We start from the raw sequence: 14,746 nt of genomic DNA, 5'->3' as shown, positions 1-14,746 counted from the left end.
ACCGCGCGAACGGCCACTAGGTAGGGAAACTAAAGATCATGAGCCTCGAACTAATTACAGCGCTGTATTTCTTAATACTGTTTGGGATCCTTTTCATGGGGCTGCCGGTTGCGTTCGGCTTGGGCGGAACAGCGGTTCTATTTGCCCTGGTTTTCGAACCTCGCGCGCTGTTGTCCGTGCCCAGTGCATTCTATTCAACGCCTTGGAATTCGGTACTGGTCACAGTGCCATTGTTCTTGTTCATGGGCTCACTCATAAGATTTTCGGGGATAGCCGAAACGGCCTATGACGCCGTTTACAAGCTGATCGGCCACATTCATGGTGGTCTCGCGATGGGTACAGTTCAGGTCTGTACTGTTTTTGCTGCAATCACTGGCATCACACCACCGGCGACCACCACGATGGGTCAGATCGCCTATCCTTCGATGATGCGCTACAAATATGATCGCCGTATCGCGATCGGTTGTATCGCGGCAGGCGGTGCGTTGGGTGCTCTGATCCCACCAAGCGTTCCGTTCATCTTCTATGGATTGCTGGCCAAGGTTTCGATCGGTGACCTGTTCATGGCGGGGTTGCTACCCGGCCTGATGCTGGCCACGTTCTACACGATCTACATCGGCGTACGTTGTAAAATCCAGCCCGAGCTGGGCCCCGCCCTGCCCGCTGATCAGAAATTCACCCGCACCGAAAAACTGACCGCCGTTCTCAGCATCTGGCCGTTTGCCTTACTCATCATCATCGTTCTGGGCGTCATCTGGGGCGGTATCGCAACACCGGCGGAAGCTGCCGCATTTGGTGCCGCAGGCGCCTTTGTCATCAACCTGATCTACGGCAAACTGACCTGGGAGGTGCTGAGGGAATCGTTGGTGTCCACCTTGAAGCTCAGCGGTATGGGGCTTTGGATTCTGATTGGTGCCACCGTCTATCTTAATGTGTTCAACACGCTTGGCAGCCAGGACCTGCTGACCAATCTGGTTCTTTCCATGCCCGGCGGTGCAACCGGCATCCTGCTGATGATGATGCTGATCATCCTCGTCCTGGGTATGGTGATGGATGATTGGGCCATCATCATGCTTTGCACACCACTGTTCATCCCGATTATCGACGAATTGGGGATCGACAAGCTGTGGTTTGGCGCGCTGTTCATCGTGAACATCCAAATCGCTTACCTGACACCTCCGTTCGGTTTTGTGCTGTTCTGGATCAAAGGGGTTCTGCCCAAGGATGTCAGCATGGGGGATGTCTACAATTCGGTTGGCCCGTTTGTGGCACTCCAATTCGTTGGCCTGACACTGATCTTCATCTTCCCGCAGATCGCCACCTGGTTGCCCAACATCCTGAAATAATCCGGAGGTACAGATGTATAACCATATCCTCGTTCCAGTCGCCCCTGATCACATCAACGACTGTGCCAAATCTCTGGATGCAGCAAGCCGCTTGCTGTCGGATGGCGGGACAGTATCAGTGCTGTCCGTTCTCGAAGAACTACCTTCGTATATCGGGTCGTACTTTCCACCCGAGCAGGTTCAGAAAAGCGTTTCTGATTTTGAGGACAAACTGAACGCATCGATGGAGTCTCCGAAGATCGGCACTCATGTTGTTACAGGTCATCCAACAAATTCCATTCTGGATTGGGCCGAAGAACACAAAGTGGACTGCATAGTGGTGGCGTCACACCAACCGGGCCTTTCGGACTATCTGATCGGTTCAACGGCTGCACGTGTGGTCCGTCATGCACATTGCAGTGTCGTGGTACTGCGCGACAAGTAGAGCAGAAGCATAACACCTGACAGGTGTTATGCGCGCAAAGTGGCTGGCCAATGAGGCCAGCTATTGTCGTTCAGAACCCTTGCATCAGCATGTCTACAGCCACGGTGATCTGCTCGAAATCATCTTTCAGATGACCCACTGGTGATTTGAGGAGTCCCACAGGAACAGCAGCCATGAACTGGGTCATCATTACAACCAGCACACCATCTATCAGGAACTCAGGGTTGAGGCGGGTCGCTGGTTTCGGCGCATGTGCTTTTGGTAAAAGCGGCACCACCATGCGGGTATTCAGATCGCTCAAAAGATCGGTTTGCACATCCAGAAGATAGCCATCGCCGGATGGGTTGGGGAATACATCGTATTTCGGCATCAGAACTGACGAAAGCGGTCCAAGGGCAACCCGTGCCGTTCAACATACGAGTTTGAGCTTTGCAGTGCCTCCGCGTTTTCGGCCCTCCACTGTGCTGCCTTCGCAGCGGCAACGGCGGCACGCACTCCTTCTTCGGCGGCACGCGACAGGTTCACGTTCAGCGCTCTGGCCTCGGTGAGCAAAGCGCTATCAAGTGATAGATTGGTCGGTTTGCGTGGTTGAGCGTTCATTCTGTCTTGGCCTCCATGTGCCTGAGAATACCAATATACTATATGCGCGTCAAATATGCGCATATCTCCTAAAGGACTTCTCTGGCTTCTTGGCTCGTTCTTATTGTATTTCACTCAATGCTTATTGAACGAGAACCTAACGATTTCGGTTGAAATCGTCCTCTCATCCCCCTAATCACGACCCTACCTCGGGGTGCGCTAAAGACCGCGCTGAGATGCCAATTGGCAAACCCGTTGAACCTGAACCGGCTAGAACCGGCGGAGGGAAAGGTACAGGTTTCATCCATCCTTACCCTCTCGCCGCATTGGAGGATGATATGAAACATCTGGCAATTGCTGCGGGAATACTGACTGCGACTTCGGCTGTGGCAGCCGATAAGCCCACGTTGACCGTATATACTTACGACAGCTTCGTTTCGGACTGGGGGCCCGGCCCGAAGGTCGAAGAGGCGTTTGAAGCGCAATGCGAATGCGACCTGAACCTTGTCGGCGTCGAAGATGGCGCGGCACTGCTGTCACGCATTCGGCTGGAAGGCGAAAACAGCGACGCCGATATTGTATTGGGTTTGGATACCAACTTGATATCGGCAGCTAAAGAAACCGGCCTGTTTGCACCTCATTCAGTCACTGCCGAGTATGCTCTGCCCATCGAGTGGACCGACACAGTTTTTGCACCCTACGACTGGGGTTACTTTGCATTTGTTCACAATGCAGATTTTGCCGCTCCTAACAGCTTCCGCGAGTTGGCAGATAGTGACATCAAGATCATCATTCAGGATCCGCGTTCATCGACGCCGGGGCTGGGTCTTCTGCTGTGGGTCAAGGCCGCGTATGGCGATGAAGCCCAAGAAATCTGGGCTGACCTTGCTGACAATATCGTGACGGTTACCAAGGGCTGGTCCGAGTCATATGGCTTGTTCCTTGAAGGTGAGGCCGACATGGTTCTAAGCTATACGACCTCGCCAGCCTATCACCTGATTGCCGAGGAAGATGCCAGCAAAGCAGCAGCAGCCTTTGACGAAGGCCATTATATGCAAGTCGAGGTTGCGGCCAAGCTAGCCAATTCCGATCAGCCCGAGCTGGCAGATCAGTTTCTGAACTTCATGGTGTCTGACGCGTTTCAGACGATCATTCCAACGACCAACTGGATGTACCCGGCCGTAACCCCATCTTCCGGTCTGCCCGAAGGTTTTGAAACTCTAACGATCCCTCAGAAGTCCTTGCTGTTTGATCAGGACCAAGCCGCCATCGCGCGGGAACAGGCGCTTTCGGAATGGTTGGGCGCACTCAGCCAGTAAACCCGCTTCCTGGTGTCAGTGCTGCAGCGATCGTTGCTGCGCTGATATTGGGCACACTGTTCATGGTGGCGGTGCGCGCTGATTCTGGCGGTGGGTTTGGTCCAGCCGACTGGGCAGCCTTACGCTTCACCCTGTTGCAAGCAACACTCTCTGCAGTGTTCAGCGCTGGTCTGGCTATTCCGGTCGCCCGCGCGCTGGCGCGCCGCCGGTTTACTGGTAGGCGCGTCCTGATCACGCTGTTGGGTGCACCTTTCATCCTGCCGGTCATCGTCGCCATCTTGGGATTGCTTCAGGTCTTTGGCCGGGCAGGATGGATCTCGGACGCGTTGGGCTATTTCGGTCTACCGCCCATTCGAATCTATGGGCTGCACGGTGTCGTTCTGGCCCACGTATTTTTTAATCTACCTCTGGCAACACGCCTGATCTTGCAGGGTTGGCAGGAGATCCCTGCCGAGCGTTTCCGGCTAGCGGCCCAACTTGGGTGCGAAGGAATGGCAATGTTCCGTTTGATCGAATTGCCAATGCTTCGCCGCATTCTGCCCGGAGTGCTGGCCGTGATCTTCGCCATTTGCCTGACCAGTTTTGCGGTTGCCCTGACGCTGGGTGGAGGGCCGCGCGCCACCACGATTGAACTCGCGATCTATCAGGCCTTTACATATGATTTTGACTTAGGGCGCGCCGCCTTATTATCCGCTTTGCAACTTGTCCTGACTGCAGCGGCTGCGTTGGCAGCCTTAAAGTTCTCGCGCGGCGACGGGTTCGGTACCGGCCTGAATCGTGAGATCCGGCGCTGGGATGGCCGAGGACCGCTGCTGGATGCGTTTTGGATTATCACCGCCGCCGCGTTCCTGCTGCTACCTCTGGCATCCGTCACGATTTCGGGTATCGCTGGGCTGTTTGAGATGCCGGTTTTGGTGTTCCGTGCCGCTATAATTTCAATCTGTGTTGCCGCCGCCAGTACCATGCTCCTATTACTGCTGGCACTGCCCATGGCGACAGCCGTCGCGACAGGCCGGTTCGGCATCGTCGAACTTGGCGGACTTCTTGGCCTCGCCGCCTCGCCCTTGGTCATTGGTACGGGTCTCTTTATTCTGATCCGCCCGCTGGCCAATCCTACAACTCTTGCGTTGCCGGTAACCGCGCTTGTGAACGCGGTCATGGCCTTGCCCTTCGCCCTTCGAATTTTGGTTCCCGCAGCGCGCGATGTGTTGGAACGGCACGGGCGGTTGGCACTGGCCCTGAACATGAACAACTGGTCCTTTTTCTTGCGTGTCATGCTTCCACGCCTGCGCCCCCAGATCGGTTTTGCCGCGGGCCTGACGGCGGCACTTTCCATGGGTGATCTGGGTGTGATCGCCCTGTTTGCAGATGCGCAGATCGCAACGCTGCCCCTGCAAATCTACCGCCTGATGGGCGCCTACCAGATGCAGGCCGCAGCAGGAGGCGCGCTGCTGCTGCTTATACTATCGATGGGTGTTTTCTGGGTTCTGGATCGAGGGGGTCGCTGGCATGCTGAAGCTTGACAATTGCATCATTGCAACTGGCAATTTCCAATTAAGCGCTGACTTTGAGGTCAAGGCCGGATCCAGCGTTGCGATCATCGGTCCGTCGGGGGCAGGAAAATCAACTCTTCTTGAAACAATCGCGGGTTTTCGAGACCTGAGAAGTGGGCACATCCAATGGAAGGATCATGACCTATCGACATTACCACCAGGCAGTCGACCGATCGCAATGCTGTTTCAAGACGGAAACCTGTTTCCTCACCTGAGCGCCGAACAGAATGTCGCCCTGGGCCTAAGGCCCAATGGAGGTTTGACCGCAGACGACCAACACCACATTCAATCGGCCCTCGGCCGCGTTGGCCTGCAGGGAATGGCGGCCAGAAAGCCCGCCGAATTGTCAGGTGGTCAGCAAAGCCGCGTGGCGCTGGCGAGGATACTTGTGCAAAAGCGTCAGGTGTTATTGCTCGACGAACCTTTTGCAGCGCTCGGGCCTGCCCTGAAAACTGAGATGCTCGATCTGGTCGCTGAATTAGTCGCCGAGACCAAAACCACACTGCTTATGGTCAGCCACGACCCACGGGATGCGCTTCGGATAACCGACCAAACCGTATTGGTTGCGGATCAAATCGCACATCCACCTGCTGAGACCGAGACACTCTTCAACAATCCTCCGCCAGCGCTGCGCGATTACTTGGGCTGAATGAACTGATCCAGACAAGCGTCTAGCACCTCGTGCACACGCGGACCAATCTCGGGGGCCTCCGAAGCGCGCGGGCCTGCAATGTTCAGAACAGTTACAGGGATGGCGCTCAGCCAAGTCCGCATCTGTTGCGCGCAATCGGCCTTTCCTTTTCTTATATCCACCACCAGATGCGGTTTTTCAGCATCAACTGCAAACTCAACCGTTTTCCGCGTGCCGGGACTGTCTGATCCGTCGATAAAAACAAGCGTGGCGTCACTGGCAAAGACGTTGAGCCTTGTCCGTTCAGCGACATCTTCAGACTTCGTTTCAACAAGCCCGCTGAGATGCGCCGGAATCAACCCATCCTCATTCGTTCGACCCTTCGGCACCCAGCCGCCATAGGGGATGCCATTTGCACGGGCAAACTCCAATGCGGCAGTGTCTACGCCGGTTTGTCCACCTGATACGATTTTCTGAACACGACGCCCGAATGGGATTCCGTCTTGCTCGTCTCCCTGCGTCAACGCGCAATACCAAATTGAAACGGATCATTCTGCGCAAAGAAAAGCTTACCCTCTGCCATCACATGCGCCTGGCCAGTTAGCTGAGGGACAATGCCCCCGCCATGCCCCGGCTGATAGGACAGCCTGTACGAACTTCCGATGATGCTTTCCTGAACGATTTCTTCTCCAGCGGACAAGCGCCGACTAGCGGCGAGGCAGGCCAGCCGGGCCGAGCTGCCGGTGCCGCAAGGCGAACGGTCATAGTCATCGTCGGGGCACAGAACAAAGTTTCTGCTATGAATACCTGCATTCGGTGAGGTGCCCTGAAAGATCACATGATCAACCGGCTCGCCATTTTCGCCACCAACTTCTTGCGCAATGCAGGCTTCGCGAATTGCGATAGCCATATCGGTCAGCGGGCGAATGTTCTCAGGCGTAACCGGGATCGGGCCTGGCTCGACAATGAAGAACCAATTGCCGCCATAAGCGACATCGCCGGTGACGGGGCCATACCCTGCAGTCTCGACCGTCACGGACTGATGTACGCGGCGGCTTTCAATGTTGGTGACCTGCACGGTGTTGGCGTCCAGCAGATCAATCTTAACCTCACCTACCGGAGTTTCGATTCGGTGCGCGCCAACCTCGATCTGTCCAAGATGCGCCAATGTTACGCCCAACCCGATCGTCCCATGGCCGCACATGCCCAGTACCGCATCCGCGTCAAAGTAGATCACGCCCGCTTTGCATTCAGCACTGACCGGTTCGACAAGGAGCGCCCCGACCATGCCGGGCTGGCCGCGTGGCTCCAGTAGAACAGACTTGTAGAACCGCTCATGTTCCGTTGCCAGTCGCTTGGCGCGTTCAGCCAGTGATCCTGAACCCAGATCAGGCCCCCCGTCCAGAATGACCCGTGTGGGCATTCCACCGGTATGGCTGTCAATCACATGCATTCCACAATGACCCCACCCTGACGAACCCAATCGGTAAACCACGACTTAAACAAATTGTACTGTTGCTCGCAGTAATTTCTCTGGGCGTCGGATAACACGTCGGTTTCATTGAAATGCAGGCGGTATTCCTCTTCGCCGTTCAGCACCAGCAAATGCTTGTAATAAAGAACAAGGTCTGTGCCCTCGTCAAAACTTGCCAGAACGCCAAATGCCTCGTCCAGTTCGCGCGCACGCAACCGTGCTTCTGCATGTCCCTCTGCTGCCTTTTTCGAAAGCGCCGCAAGCAACAATGCCTCTTTGGGCAGTGCCGTTCCTATCCCGGTGATCGATCCGGTGGCGCCGCAATTCACAAACCCATGGTAGACTTCAGTATCGACGCCTACCATCAAGGTAACCTGACCGTCTTGCGATGTAATATGTTCGGCGGCATAGCGCAGGTCGCTCTTGCCCCCGAACTCCTTAAAGCCAACCAAATTCGGATGCTCGGCCCGCAGTGCAAAAAACAAATCCGCACGGGTGGCAAACCCATAGACAGGGCTGTTGTAGATGATCGCAGGCACGTCCGGTGCCGCAGAAAGAATAGCCTTGAAGTGGTTCTTTTGCGCGGCAACCGATGAGCCTCGTGACAGAACCCGAGGGATAACCATCAACCCTGCCGCGCCGACCTTCTGCGCATGTGCTGCGTGCGCCACAGCGGAATTCGAGTTGATGGCACCCGTCCCCACGACAACCGGCAAGCCAGCGTCGACCAGTCGTTCCACGCCCTCCATCCGTTGGGCATCCGTCAGAAGCGGCCAATCCCCCATCGAGCCACAATAGACGACAGCGGACATGCCGGCCGCGATCATCTCTTTGCCCTTTTTGACCAGCGCGTCAAAGTCAGGTGTCCTGTCGGCCTTACACGGCGTCATAAGGGCAGGCATAGTTCCAGTGAAAATAGTCCGGTCCATGAGATATCCGTTTGCTCAGGTTGGTATTGGTATTCTGCGCGAAAGCGCCGTGGCCTAACGTGTCATTCCAGCGAAACCCACAGGACCCTGGCGTCTTCCTTACTCGTAGAAATACAGCCATGCCCCATACCGCTATCGTAGTACAGAGAATCTCCGGGTTTCATCGGTAAGGGGCGGTAATGCTCGGATACGAATATCAACTCGCCACTGATAACGTACATGAATTCTTCGCCTGTGTGCCTGATCCAATTCTCATATTCTGATATGTCACGCGCTTTTATCGTCGCGATATAAGGAAGCATTCGCTTACTGGTCAGGTCCGAGCACAGCAATTCGTGCATGTAGGTCGGCGTATTTCTTATCTCGCCTTGCCCTTTCGGCGTAAAATCACGTCGCCCCGAAATTCCCGATTGAGCGGACTGCAAGAACAGCTGTGGCGTGTTCATGTCCAAGGCCTGTGTCAGCCGCCGCACGATCTCGAAACTTGGACGTGTCTGGTTGTTTTCGATCTTTGAAAGTGTTGATCGACCGATTCCCGCTTCGCGCCCGGCCTCCTCCAATGTCCAGCCTTTTGCACGGCGTGCATCCCGGATCGACCGACCCAAAGCCGCCCCCTCGTCCTGTTCTTCCGGTCCGGCACCATCTTTCAGGTTGTCCTCAGACATGGGAATCTCCTTGTTTTATCAAAGCTTACTCATTTCCCCCGAGCCAAACAACTTTACTGTGATGAAATTTTTGTTGCCTTGCGTACACTAATTCCACTATAGGAAACAAAATTTCGTACACTGGAAACGAGATTACAGGAGGAGATCATGTTCACAAAACCGCTCACCGAGGCTGATCCCGTCATCGCAGCATCGATCGCACGCGAGGGCACACGCCAGGCTGAACAGATCGAACTGATCGCTTCCGAGAACATCGTCTCTCAGGCAGTGATCGATGCGCAGGGTTCCGTACTTACAAACAAATACGCCGAGGGCTATCCGGGTCGCCGCTATTATGGCGGGTGTGAATATGTGGATGAGGTTGAGGCCGAAGCCATTGACCGATTGAAGAAGCTGTTTGGCTGCGAATATGCAAACGTGCAGCCGCACTCGGGCGCGCAAGCCAACGGGGCGGTTAAGCTGGCACTACTCAGCCCGGGTGACACGATTCTTGGTATGTCGTTGGATGCTGGGGGTCACCTGACCCATGGCGCAAAACCTGCCCAGTCTGGCAAGTGGTTCCGTCCGGTTCAATATGGCCTGACCCAGGCCGGGCTGATTGACTATGATCAGGTTGAAGAATTGGCGAAAGCCGAAAAGCCCAAACTGATCATTGCAGGCGCATCGGCCTATTCGCAAAAGATCGATTTCGCACGCTTCCGCGCCATTGCCGATGAAGTTGGCGCATGGCTTCTGGCAGACATGGCCCACATCGCCGGCTTGGTTGCGACTGGCCTGCATCCCTCGCCCATCGGGCACGCACACATTGTTACGTCGACTACGCACAAGACGCTGCGCGGTCCGCGTGGTGGGATTATTCTTACAAACGATGAAGCGCTGGCAAAAAAAATCAACTCGGCTGTTTTCCCGGGTCTGCAGGGCGGCCCCCTGATGCATGTGATCGCAGGCAAGGCAGTCGCCTTTGGTGAAGCGCTGCAGCCTGAATTCAAAGAATATATGCAGCGCGTTGTCGACAGTGCCTCGGCCCTGGCCAACGTGATGATGGCGCGCGGGTGTGACATCGTTTCGGGTGGCACTGAAAACCACCTTATGCTGGTTGATCTGCGCCCAGTCGGCGTAACCGGCAAAGACGCCGAAGCGGCGCTAGAGCGTGCAGGATTCACCTGCAACAAAAACAGCGTTCCGGGTGATCCCGAAAAGCCCACTGTCACCAGCGGCATCCGTCTTGGTACGGCCGCAGGCTGCAGCCGTGGGTTTGGACCAGAAGAGTTCAAACAGATTGGCCACATGATCGGTGATGTGTTGGACGCGCTGGCACAATCGTCTGACGGTGACGAGACCGTCGAAAAGGAAACCCGTGAAAAGGTCCGCGCGCACTGCGCAAGCCACCCGATCTACTGAAAGAATACCAAATGACTTACGATCTTATTGTCATCGGGGGCGGTCCGGGCGGCTATGTCGCCGCGATCCGCGCGGCACAGCTGGGCCTGAATGTCGCTTGCGTTGAAGGCCACAGTGCGCTTGGCGGGACCTGTTTGAATGTGGGGTGCATACCCTCCAAAGCGTTGCTGACCTCCTCGGCCAAATATGCCGAACTTGCACATCTCTCCTCCCACGGTATTGCGGTCGAGGGGGCCAGCATCGATGTGCCCGCAATAATGGGACGCAAGGACAAGATCGTAGGCGACCTGACCAAGGGCATTGCGTTTTTGTTCAAGAAAAACGGCGTTGATCTGATCGAAGGGTGGGCCAGTATTCCGGCCGCTGGTCAGGTCAAGGTGGGTAACGAAGTCCATGAGGCCAAGAACATCCTCATTGCCACTGGTTCCGAACCTACTCCGTTGCCAGGAATTGAGATTGACGAGCAAGATATCCTCAGTTCGACGGGCGCGATTGCGCTGGAGAGTGTGCCCGAGCATCTGGTGGTGATCGGTGCCGGTGTCATCGGACTGGAACTTGGGCAAGTTTGGGCGCGTCTCGGAGCCAAAGTTACGGTCGTCGAATATCTAGACCGCGTTCTGCCCGGCATGGATGGTGAAATTGCCAAACTGGCGCAACGCGCGCTGTCAAAACGTGGCCTGAAATTCCAGCTGGGCCGGGCACTGAAATCCGTCGACAAAACGGATACTGGCCTGACACTAACTGTGGACCGCGTCGGCAAGGACGAAGAAGATGTAATCGAGGCCGACAAGGTGTTGATCGCCGTGGGTCGCCGCCCAGTCACACGTGGCCTTGGTTTGGAAGAGCTGGGCGTGGCCGTGAACCAACGCGGTTTCATTGAAGTTGATGGCGCATTTCAGACATCTGTCCCGGGCATCTACGCCATCGGTGATTGCGTTCCCGGGCCTATGCTGGCGCACAAGGCCGAAGAAGATGGTGTCGCCTGTGTAGAAATGCTGGCAGGCGAAGCTGGCCACGTCGATTACAACACTGTTCCCGGCGTGGTGTACACCGACCCCGAAGTCGCCTCGGTTGGTTTGACCGAAGAAGCACTGAAAGAATCCGGTGCCGAGTATTCGGTCGGCAAATTCGCCTTCATGGCGAACTCGCGCGCGCGTTCGACCGGTGAAACAGACGGTGCAGTGAAGGTTCTGGCAGACCCGAACGGCCAGATCCTGGGTGCGCATATATGCGGAGCCCATGGCGGCGATCTAATCGCTGAACTGGTTCTGGCGATGACAAAGGGCGCAACGGTGTCCGAAGTCGCTGCAACCTGCCATGCGCACCCGGCCATGGGCGAGGCCGTCAAAGAAGCCTGCCTCGACGCCTTGGGCCGCGCGATCCACGCATAAGGGAGACCAGCCAGATGACCATCCAGCTTCGCCCTCGCCACCCGGAAAAAGCCAAAAAGGCCGACAGTGTCATCCCGCGCAAGCCCAAGTGGATTCGCAAGAAAAAGGGCGACAGCGCTGAATACTATGAAACACGACGCCTCATGCGCGAGCATGATCTGGCGACGGTCTGCGAAGAAGCCGCCTGCCCCAATATCGGCGAATGCTGGTCCAAGCGCCACGCCACCATGATGATCATGGGTGAGGTTTGCACGCGGGGTTGTTCGTTCTGCAATGTCTCAACGGGTCGCCCGGATGCTCTGGATGTGTTTGAACCCGGGCGAGTCGCCGCCGCCGTCAAGAAACTGGGCCTGCTTCATGTGGTGATCACCTCGGTCGATCGCGATGATCTAGCAGATGGTGGGGCCGAGCATATCGCTCAGACCATCCGTGCCGTGCGCCATCAGAACCCCGGTACGACTGTCGAGGTTCTGACACCCGATTTTCTTGGAAAAGGCACTGCGTCAGAGATCGTATTTGAAGCGGCGCCGGACGTTTTCAACCACAATCTGGAAACTGTGCCGCACCTTTATCCAACTGTGCGACCGGGTGCACGCTATTACACCTCGCTGCGTCTGCTGGATGATGCCAAACGCGCGAACCCGGAGCTTTTTACCAAATCTGGCCTGATGGTCGGGCTTGGCGAAAGTCTGGACGATGTCCGTCAGGTCATGGACGACCTGCGCGCGGCCAATGTCGATTTCCTAACCGTCGGCCAATATCTGCAACCGACCCCTAAACACCATCCGATTGACCGGTTCTGGACACCGGAAGAATTTGCCCAACTGGAACAGATCGCGCGTTCCAAGGGCTTTTTGCACGTGTCGGCAACGCCGCTGACCCGATCATCGTTCCACGCGGACGAAGACTTTGCCGCCCTTAAGCGGGCCCGCCAGCGGGCTTTGGCGAACAGGGCATAAACCTAACGCAAATGGGAGGGAAACCATGGAAGCGTTAAATTCAATCGTAGGGGCCATCAATGGCGTCGTGTGGGGGCCGCTGATGCTGGTTCTCATTCTCGGCGTTGGCTTCTTCCTGCAGGTCGGCCTGAAGTTCATGCCGATCCTGCGCATTGGCACAGGCTTCAGCCTGCTGTTCAAAGGCCGCGAAGGTCAGGGCGAGGGCCAGATCAGCCCGTTCAACGCGCTGATGACCTCGCTATCTGCGACTATCGGTACGGGCAACATCGCTGGTGTGGCCACTGCTGTCTTCCTGGGCGGTCCGGGCGCCTTGTTCTGGATGTGGATGACCGCCCTGGTGGGCATGGCCACCAAATATGCCGAAGCTGTCTGCGCGGTGAAATACCGCGAAAAAGACGAGCTTGGTAACTATGTCGGCGGCCCGATGTACTACATCAAAAACGGCCTCGGCGCGAAATGGGCCTGGCTGGGTGTTGCATTTGCTCTGTTCGGCGCAATCGCGGCGTTCGGCATCGGCAACGGTGTACAGGCCAATGGTGTTGCACAGGTTCTGGAGTCGAACTTCGGCCTGAACACTTCGGTTACCGGCGTTGTCCTGATGGTTCTGACCGCGGCCGTGATCCTGGGCGGCATCACCCGCATCGGTGCGGTTGCAGGTAAACTGGTTCCGTTCATGGCGATTGCCTACATCGTCGCAGGCCTGCTGGTTCTACTGATCAACATCGGTAACATCGGCTCCGCTCTGTCGCTTGTTTTCACCTACGCCTTCACCCCGTCGGCCGCCGAAGGTGGTTTCGCGGGTGCCGCCGTTTGGGCCGCGATCCGCTTTGGTGTGGCACGTGGTGTCTTCTCGAACGAAGCCGGTCTGGGTTCCGCTCCGATCGCACACGCCGCAGCCGAGACCAAAGGTCCAGTTAATCAGGGCCTGATCGCGATGTTGGGTACGTTCATCGACACAATCATCGTCTGCACCATCACCGGTCTTGCTATCATCTCATCGGGTGCCTGGACATCGGGTGAATCCGGTGCAGCACTAACCAGTCACGCGTTCGAACTGTCGCTGCCGGGTATCGGTGGGTATCTGATCGCCATCGCTCTGTCGATCTTTGCCTTTACCACCATTCTAGGCTGGTCCTTCTATGGCGAGAAATGTGTTGAGTTCCTGCTAGGCGTGAAATCCCTGATTCCCTACCGCGTCCTGTGGATCGTCATGATCTATTTTGGCGCAACAGCGGATCTGGGCTTCATCTGGCTGCTGGCCGATACGCTAAACGCGATGATGGCCATTCCGAACCTGATCGCCCTGGCGCTGCTGAGCCCGATCGTCTTCAAACTGACGAAAGAGTTCTTTGCCTCAGGTGGAAAGTCCGAAGAGCCAGGCGGCACACCCGCCGAATAATCTCGGATGAAAATACGGGGGGCCATCCCGGCCCCCCGGCTTCAAACAGAATTCCATTTCTCGAGGAGAGACGTGATGGCCACGAAAATCCTGCTGCCGATTGATCACACCGACGACCGTTCGTGGAAGAACGCCCTGCCGCTCGCACAGGAACAAGCAAAGTTCTACGGCGCTGAATTGCACGCGATTGCCGTCATTCCTGAGATCATCCAGTTGCCGAATCTGCCCGCCAATTATGGCGCAGGCGCAAAAGACCACGTGCGCAATGCGGTGCAGGCCATACTGGATCACAACGGTGCATCTGATGTGGCGATCCATATCGAAGAAGGCAGCGTCTATCGTGAGATTCTGAAGCTCGCCTACAAAGAGGGCTTTGATCTGATCGTCATGGCTTCGACCAAAGGCGATTTCCCGAACTATGAGATTGGCCCGAACCTGGCCCGTGTCGTGCGCAACGCGCATTGCACCGTCACGGTTGTTCGCGACCAGTCCCGCTGATTGAAAGGTTAAGTTGATGACCGAATTAAAACGCACGCCTCTTTACGCTTTGCATGTTGAGTTGGGGGGTAAGTTGGTTGATTTTGCGGGTTGGGAGATGCCTGTTCAGTATCCTTTGGGGATTATGGGGGAGCATAAGCAGTGCCGTGAGAAGGCGGCGGTGTTTGATGTGAGCCAT

16 protein-coding genes, 1 pseudogene and 1 riboswitch are annotated in these 14,746 nt (G+C 56.2%); of the genes and pseudogenes, 11 read left to right on the top strand and 6 right to left on the bottom strand.

Going from position 1 to position 14,746, the window contains the following annotated elements; translation table 11 throughout:
- Positions 1-38: 38 nt before the first annotated feature.
- The gene (locus tag ACR0NM_RS07895; RefSeq protein ID WP_170393768.1) at positions 39-1,346 is read left to right on the top strand and encodes a TRAP transporter large permease; all 1,308 of its coding nucleotides are present in this window, start codon (positions 39-41) and stop codon (positions 1,344-1,346) included.
- A 13-nt stretch (positions 1,347-1,359) separates the two neighbouring features.
- Positions 1,360-1,770 (top strand): universal stress protein, encoded by a 411-nt coding sequence (locus tag ACR0NM_RS07890; protein WP_170393765.1) that lies wholly within the window; start codon positions 1,360-1,362, stop codon positions 1,768-1,770.
- A gap of 70 nt (positions 1,771-1,840) precedes the next feature.
- On the opposite strand, the gene ACR0NM_RS07885 is transcribed toward ACR0NM_RS07890, so the two are convergent.
- Positions 1,841-2,140: a CcdB family protein gene (locus tag ACR0NM_RS07885; RefSeq protein ID WP_170406924.1), complete on the bottom strand. Its 300-nt coding sequence runs from the start codon at positions 2,138-2,140 to the stop codon at positions 1,841-1,843.
- Complete coding sequence (locus ACR0NM_RS07880; RefSeq protein WP_170406922.1) at positions 2,140-2,370, bottom strand: type II toxin-antitoxin system CcdA family antitoxin; 231 nt, start codon at positions 2,368-2,370, stop codon at positions 2,140-2,142. The genes ACR0NM_RS07885 and ACR0NM_RS07880 overlap by 1 nt, the downstream gene beginning before the upstream one ends.
- Positions 2,371-2,549: 179 nt before the next feature.
- A riboswitch (TPP riboswitch) is annotated at positions 2,550-2,655 on the top strand.
- Between the two features lie 32 nt (positions 2,656-2,687).
- Here ACR0NM_RS07880 and thiB point away from each other — a divergent pair.
- Genes thiB through ACR0NM_RS07865 form a run of 3 tightly spaced genes read left to right on the top strand, consistent with a single transcriptional unit; the run spans position 2,688 to position 5,870 of the window.
- The gene (gene thiB / locus ACR0NM_RS07875; RefSeq protein ID WP_170562176.1) at positions 2,688-3,668 is read left to right on the top strand and encodes a thiamine ABC transporter substrate binding subunit; all 981 of its coding nucleotides are present in this window, start codon (positions 2,688-2,690) and stop codon (positions 3,666-3,668) included.
- Positions 3,644-5,191, top strand: coding sequence for a thiamine/thiamine pyrophosphate ABC transporter permease ThiP (locus ACR0NM_RS07870; protein WP_480613970.1), 1,548 nt, complete (start codon positions 3,644-3,646; stop codon positions 5,189-5,191). Before thiB ends, ACR0NM_RS07870 begins: the two co-directional genes overlap by 25 nt.
- Positions 5,178-5,870 carry a thiamine ABC transporter ATP-binding protein gene (locus ACR0NM_RS07865; RefSeq protein WP_480613968.1) on the top strand — a complete coding sequence of 231 codons (693 nt, stop codon included), beginning with the start codon at positions 5,178-5,180 and terminating at the stop codon, positions 5,868-5,870. The genes ACR0NM_RS07870 and ACR0NM_RS07865 overlap by 14 nt, the downstream gene beginning before the upstream one ends.
- Here ACR0NM_RS07865 and ACR0NM_RS07860 read toward each other — a convergent pair.
- From ACR0NM_RS07860 to ACR0NM_RS07845, 4 genes are all read right to left on the bottom strand, one after another.
- The gene (locus ACR0NM_RS07860; RefSeq protein ID WP_170818370.1) at positions 5,858-6,376 is read right to left on the bottom strand and encodes a putative molybdenum carrier protein; all 519 of its coding nucleotides are present in this window, start codon (positions 6,374-6,376) and stop codon (positions 5,858-5,860) included. The genes ACR0NM_RS07865 and ACR0NM_RS07860 overlap by 13 nt on opposite strands.
- Entirely contained in the window at positions 6,373-7,305 is a 933-nt protein-coding gene (locus ACR0NM_RS07855) for a 4-hydroxyproline epimerase (RefSeq protein WP_170818371.1), read from the bottom strand. The genes ACR0NM_RS07860 and ACR0NM_RS07855 overlap by 4 nt, the downstream gene beginning before the upstream one ends.
- Complete coding sequence (locus ACR0NM_RS07850) at positions 7,296-8,255, bottom strand: dihydrodipicolinate synthase family protein (RefSeq protein ID WP_480613966.1); 960 nt, start codon at positions 8,253-8,255, stop codon at positions 7,296-7,298. Before ACR0NM_RS07850 ends, ACR0NM_RS07855 begins: the two co-directional genes overlap by 10 nt.
- A 62-nt stretch (positions 8,256-8,317) precedes the next feature.
- On the bottom strand, positions 8,318-8,920 hold the full coding sequence (locus tag ACR0NM_RS07845; protein WP_170393747.1) for a helix-turn-helix domain-containing protein: 603 nt from the start codon (positions 8,918-8,920) through the stop codon (positions 8,318-8,320).
- 147 nt (positions 8,921-9,067) lie between these two features.
- Between ACR0NM_RS07845 and glyA the strand changes: the two genes are divergently transcribed.
- The 6 genes and pseudogenes from glyA to gcvT form a co-directional block, all read left to right on the top strand.
- Complete coding sequence (gene glyA, locus ACR0NM_RS07840; RefSeq protein WP_480613964.1) at positions 9,068-10,321, top strand: serine hydroxymethyltransferase; 1,254 nt, start codon at positions 9,068-9,070, stop codon at positions 10,319-10,321.
- An 11-nt stretch (positions 10,322-10,332) separates the two neighbouring features.
- Positions 10,333-11,712: a dihydrolipoyl dehydrogenase gene (lpdA, locus tag ACR0NM_RS07835; RefSeq protein WP_480613962.1), complete on the top strand. Its 1,380-nt coding sequence runs from the start codon at positions 10,333-10,335 to the stop codon at positions 11,710-11,712.
- A gap of 14 nt (positions 11,713-11,726) precedes the next feature.
- On the top strand, positions 11,727-12,671 hold the full coding sequence (gene lipA, locus ACR0NM_RS07830; protein ID WP_170422494.1) for a lipoyl synthase: 945 nt from the start codon (positions 11,727-11,729) through the stop codon (positions 12,669-12,671).
- A 25-nt stretch (positions 12,672-12,696) separates the two neighbouring features.
- Positions 12,697-14,070 carry an alanine/glycine:cation symporter family protein gene (locus ACR0NM_RS07825; RefSeq protein WP_480613959.1) on the top strand — a complete coding sequence of 458 codons (1,374 nt, stop codon included), beginning with the start codon at positions 12,697-12,699 and terminating at the stop codon, positions 14,068-14,070.
- Between the two features lie 75 nt (positions 14,071-14,145).
- The gene (locus ACR0NM_RS07820; protein WP_170393736.1) at positions 14,146-14,568 is read left to right on the top strand and encodes a universal stress protein; all 423 of its coding nucleotides are present in this window, start codon (positions 14,146-14,148) and stop codon (positions 14,566-14,568) included.
- Between the two features lie 16 nt (positions 14,569-14,584).
- A pseudogene (gene gcvT, locus ACR0NM_RS07815) lies at positions 14,585-14,746 on the top strand (glycine cleavage system aminomethyltransferase GcvT); the annotation flags it as partial.

The organism is Ruegeria sp. AF2, assembly GCF_056542025.1.
This window is presented reverse-complemented; position numbering and strand designations above follow the sequence as displayed.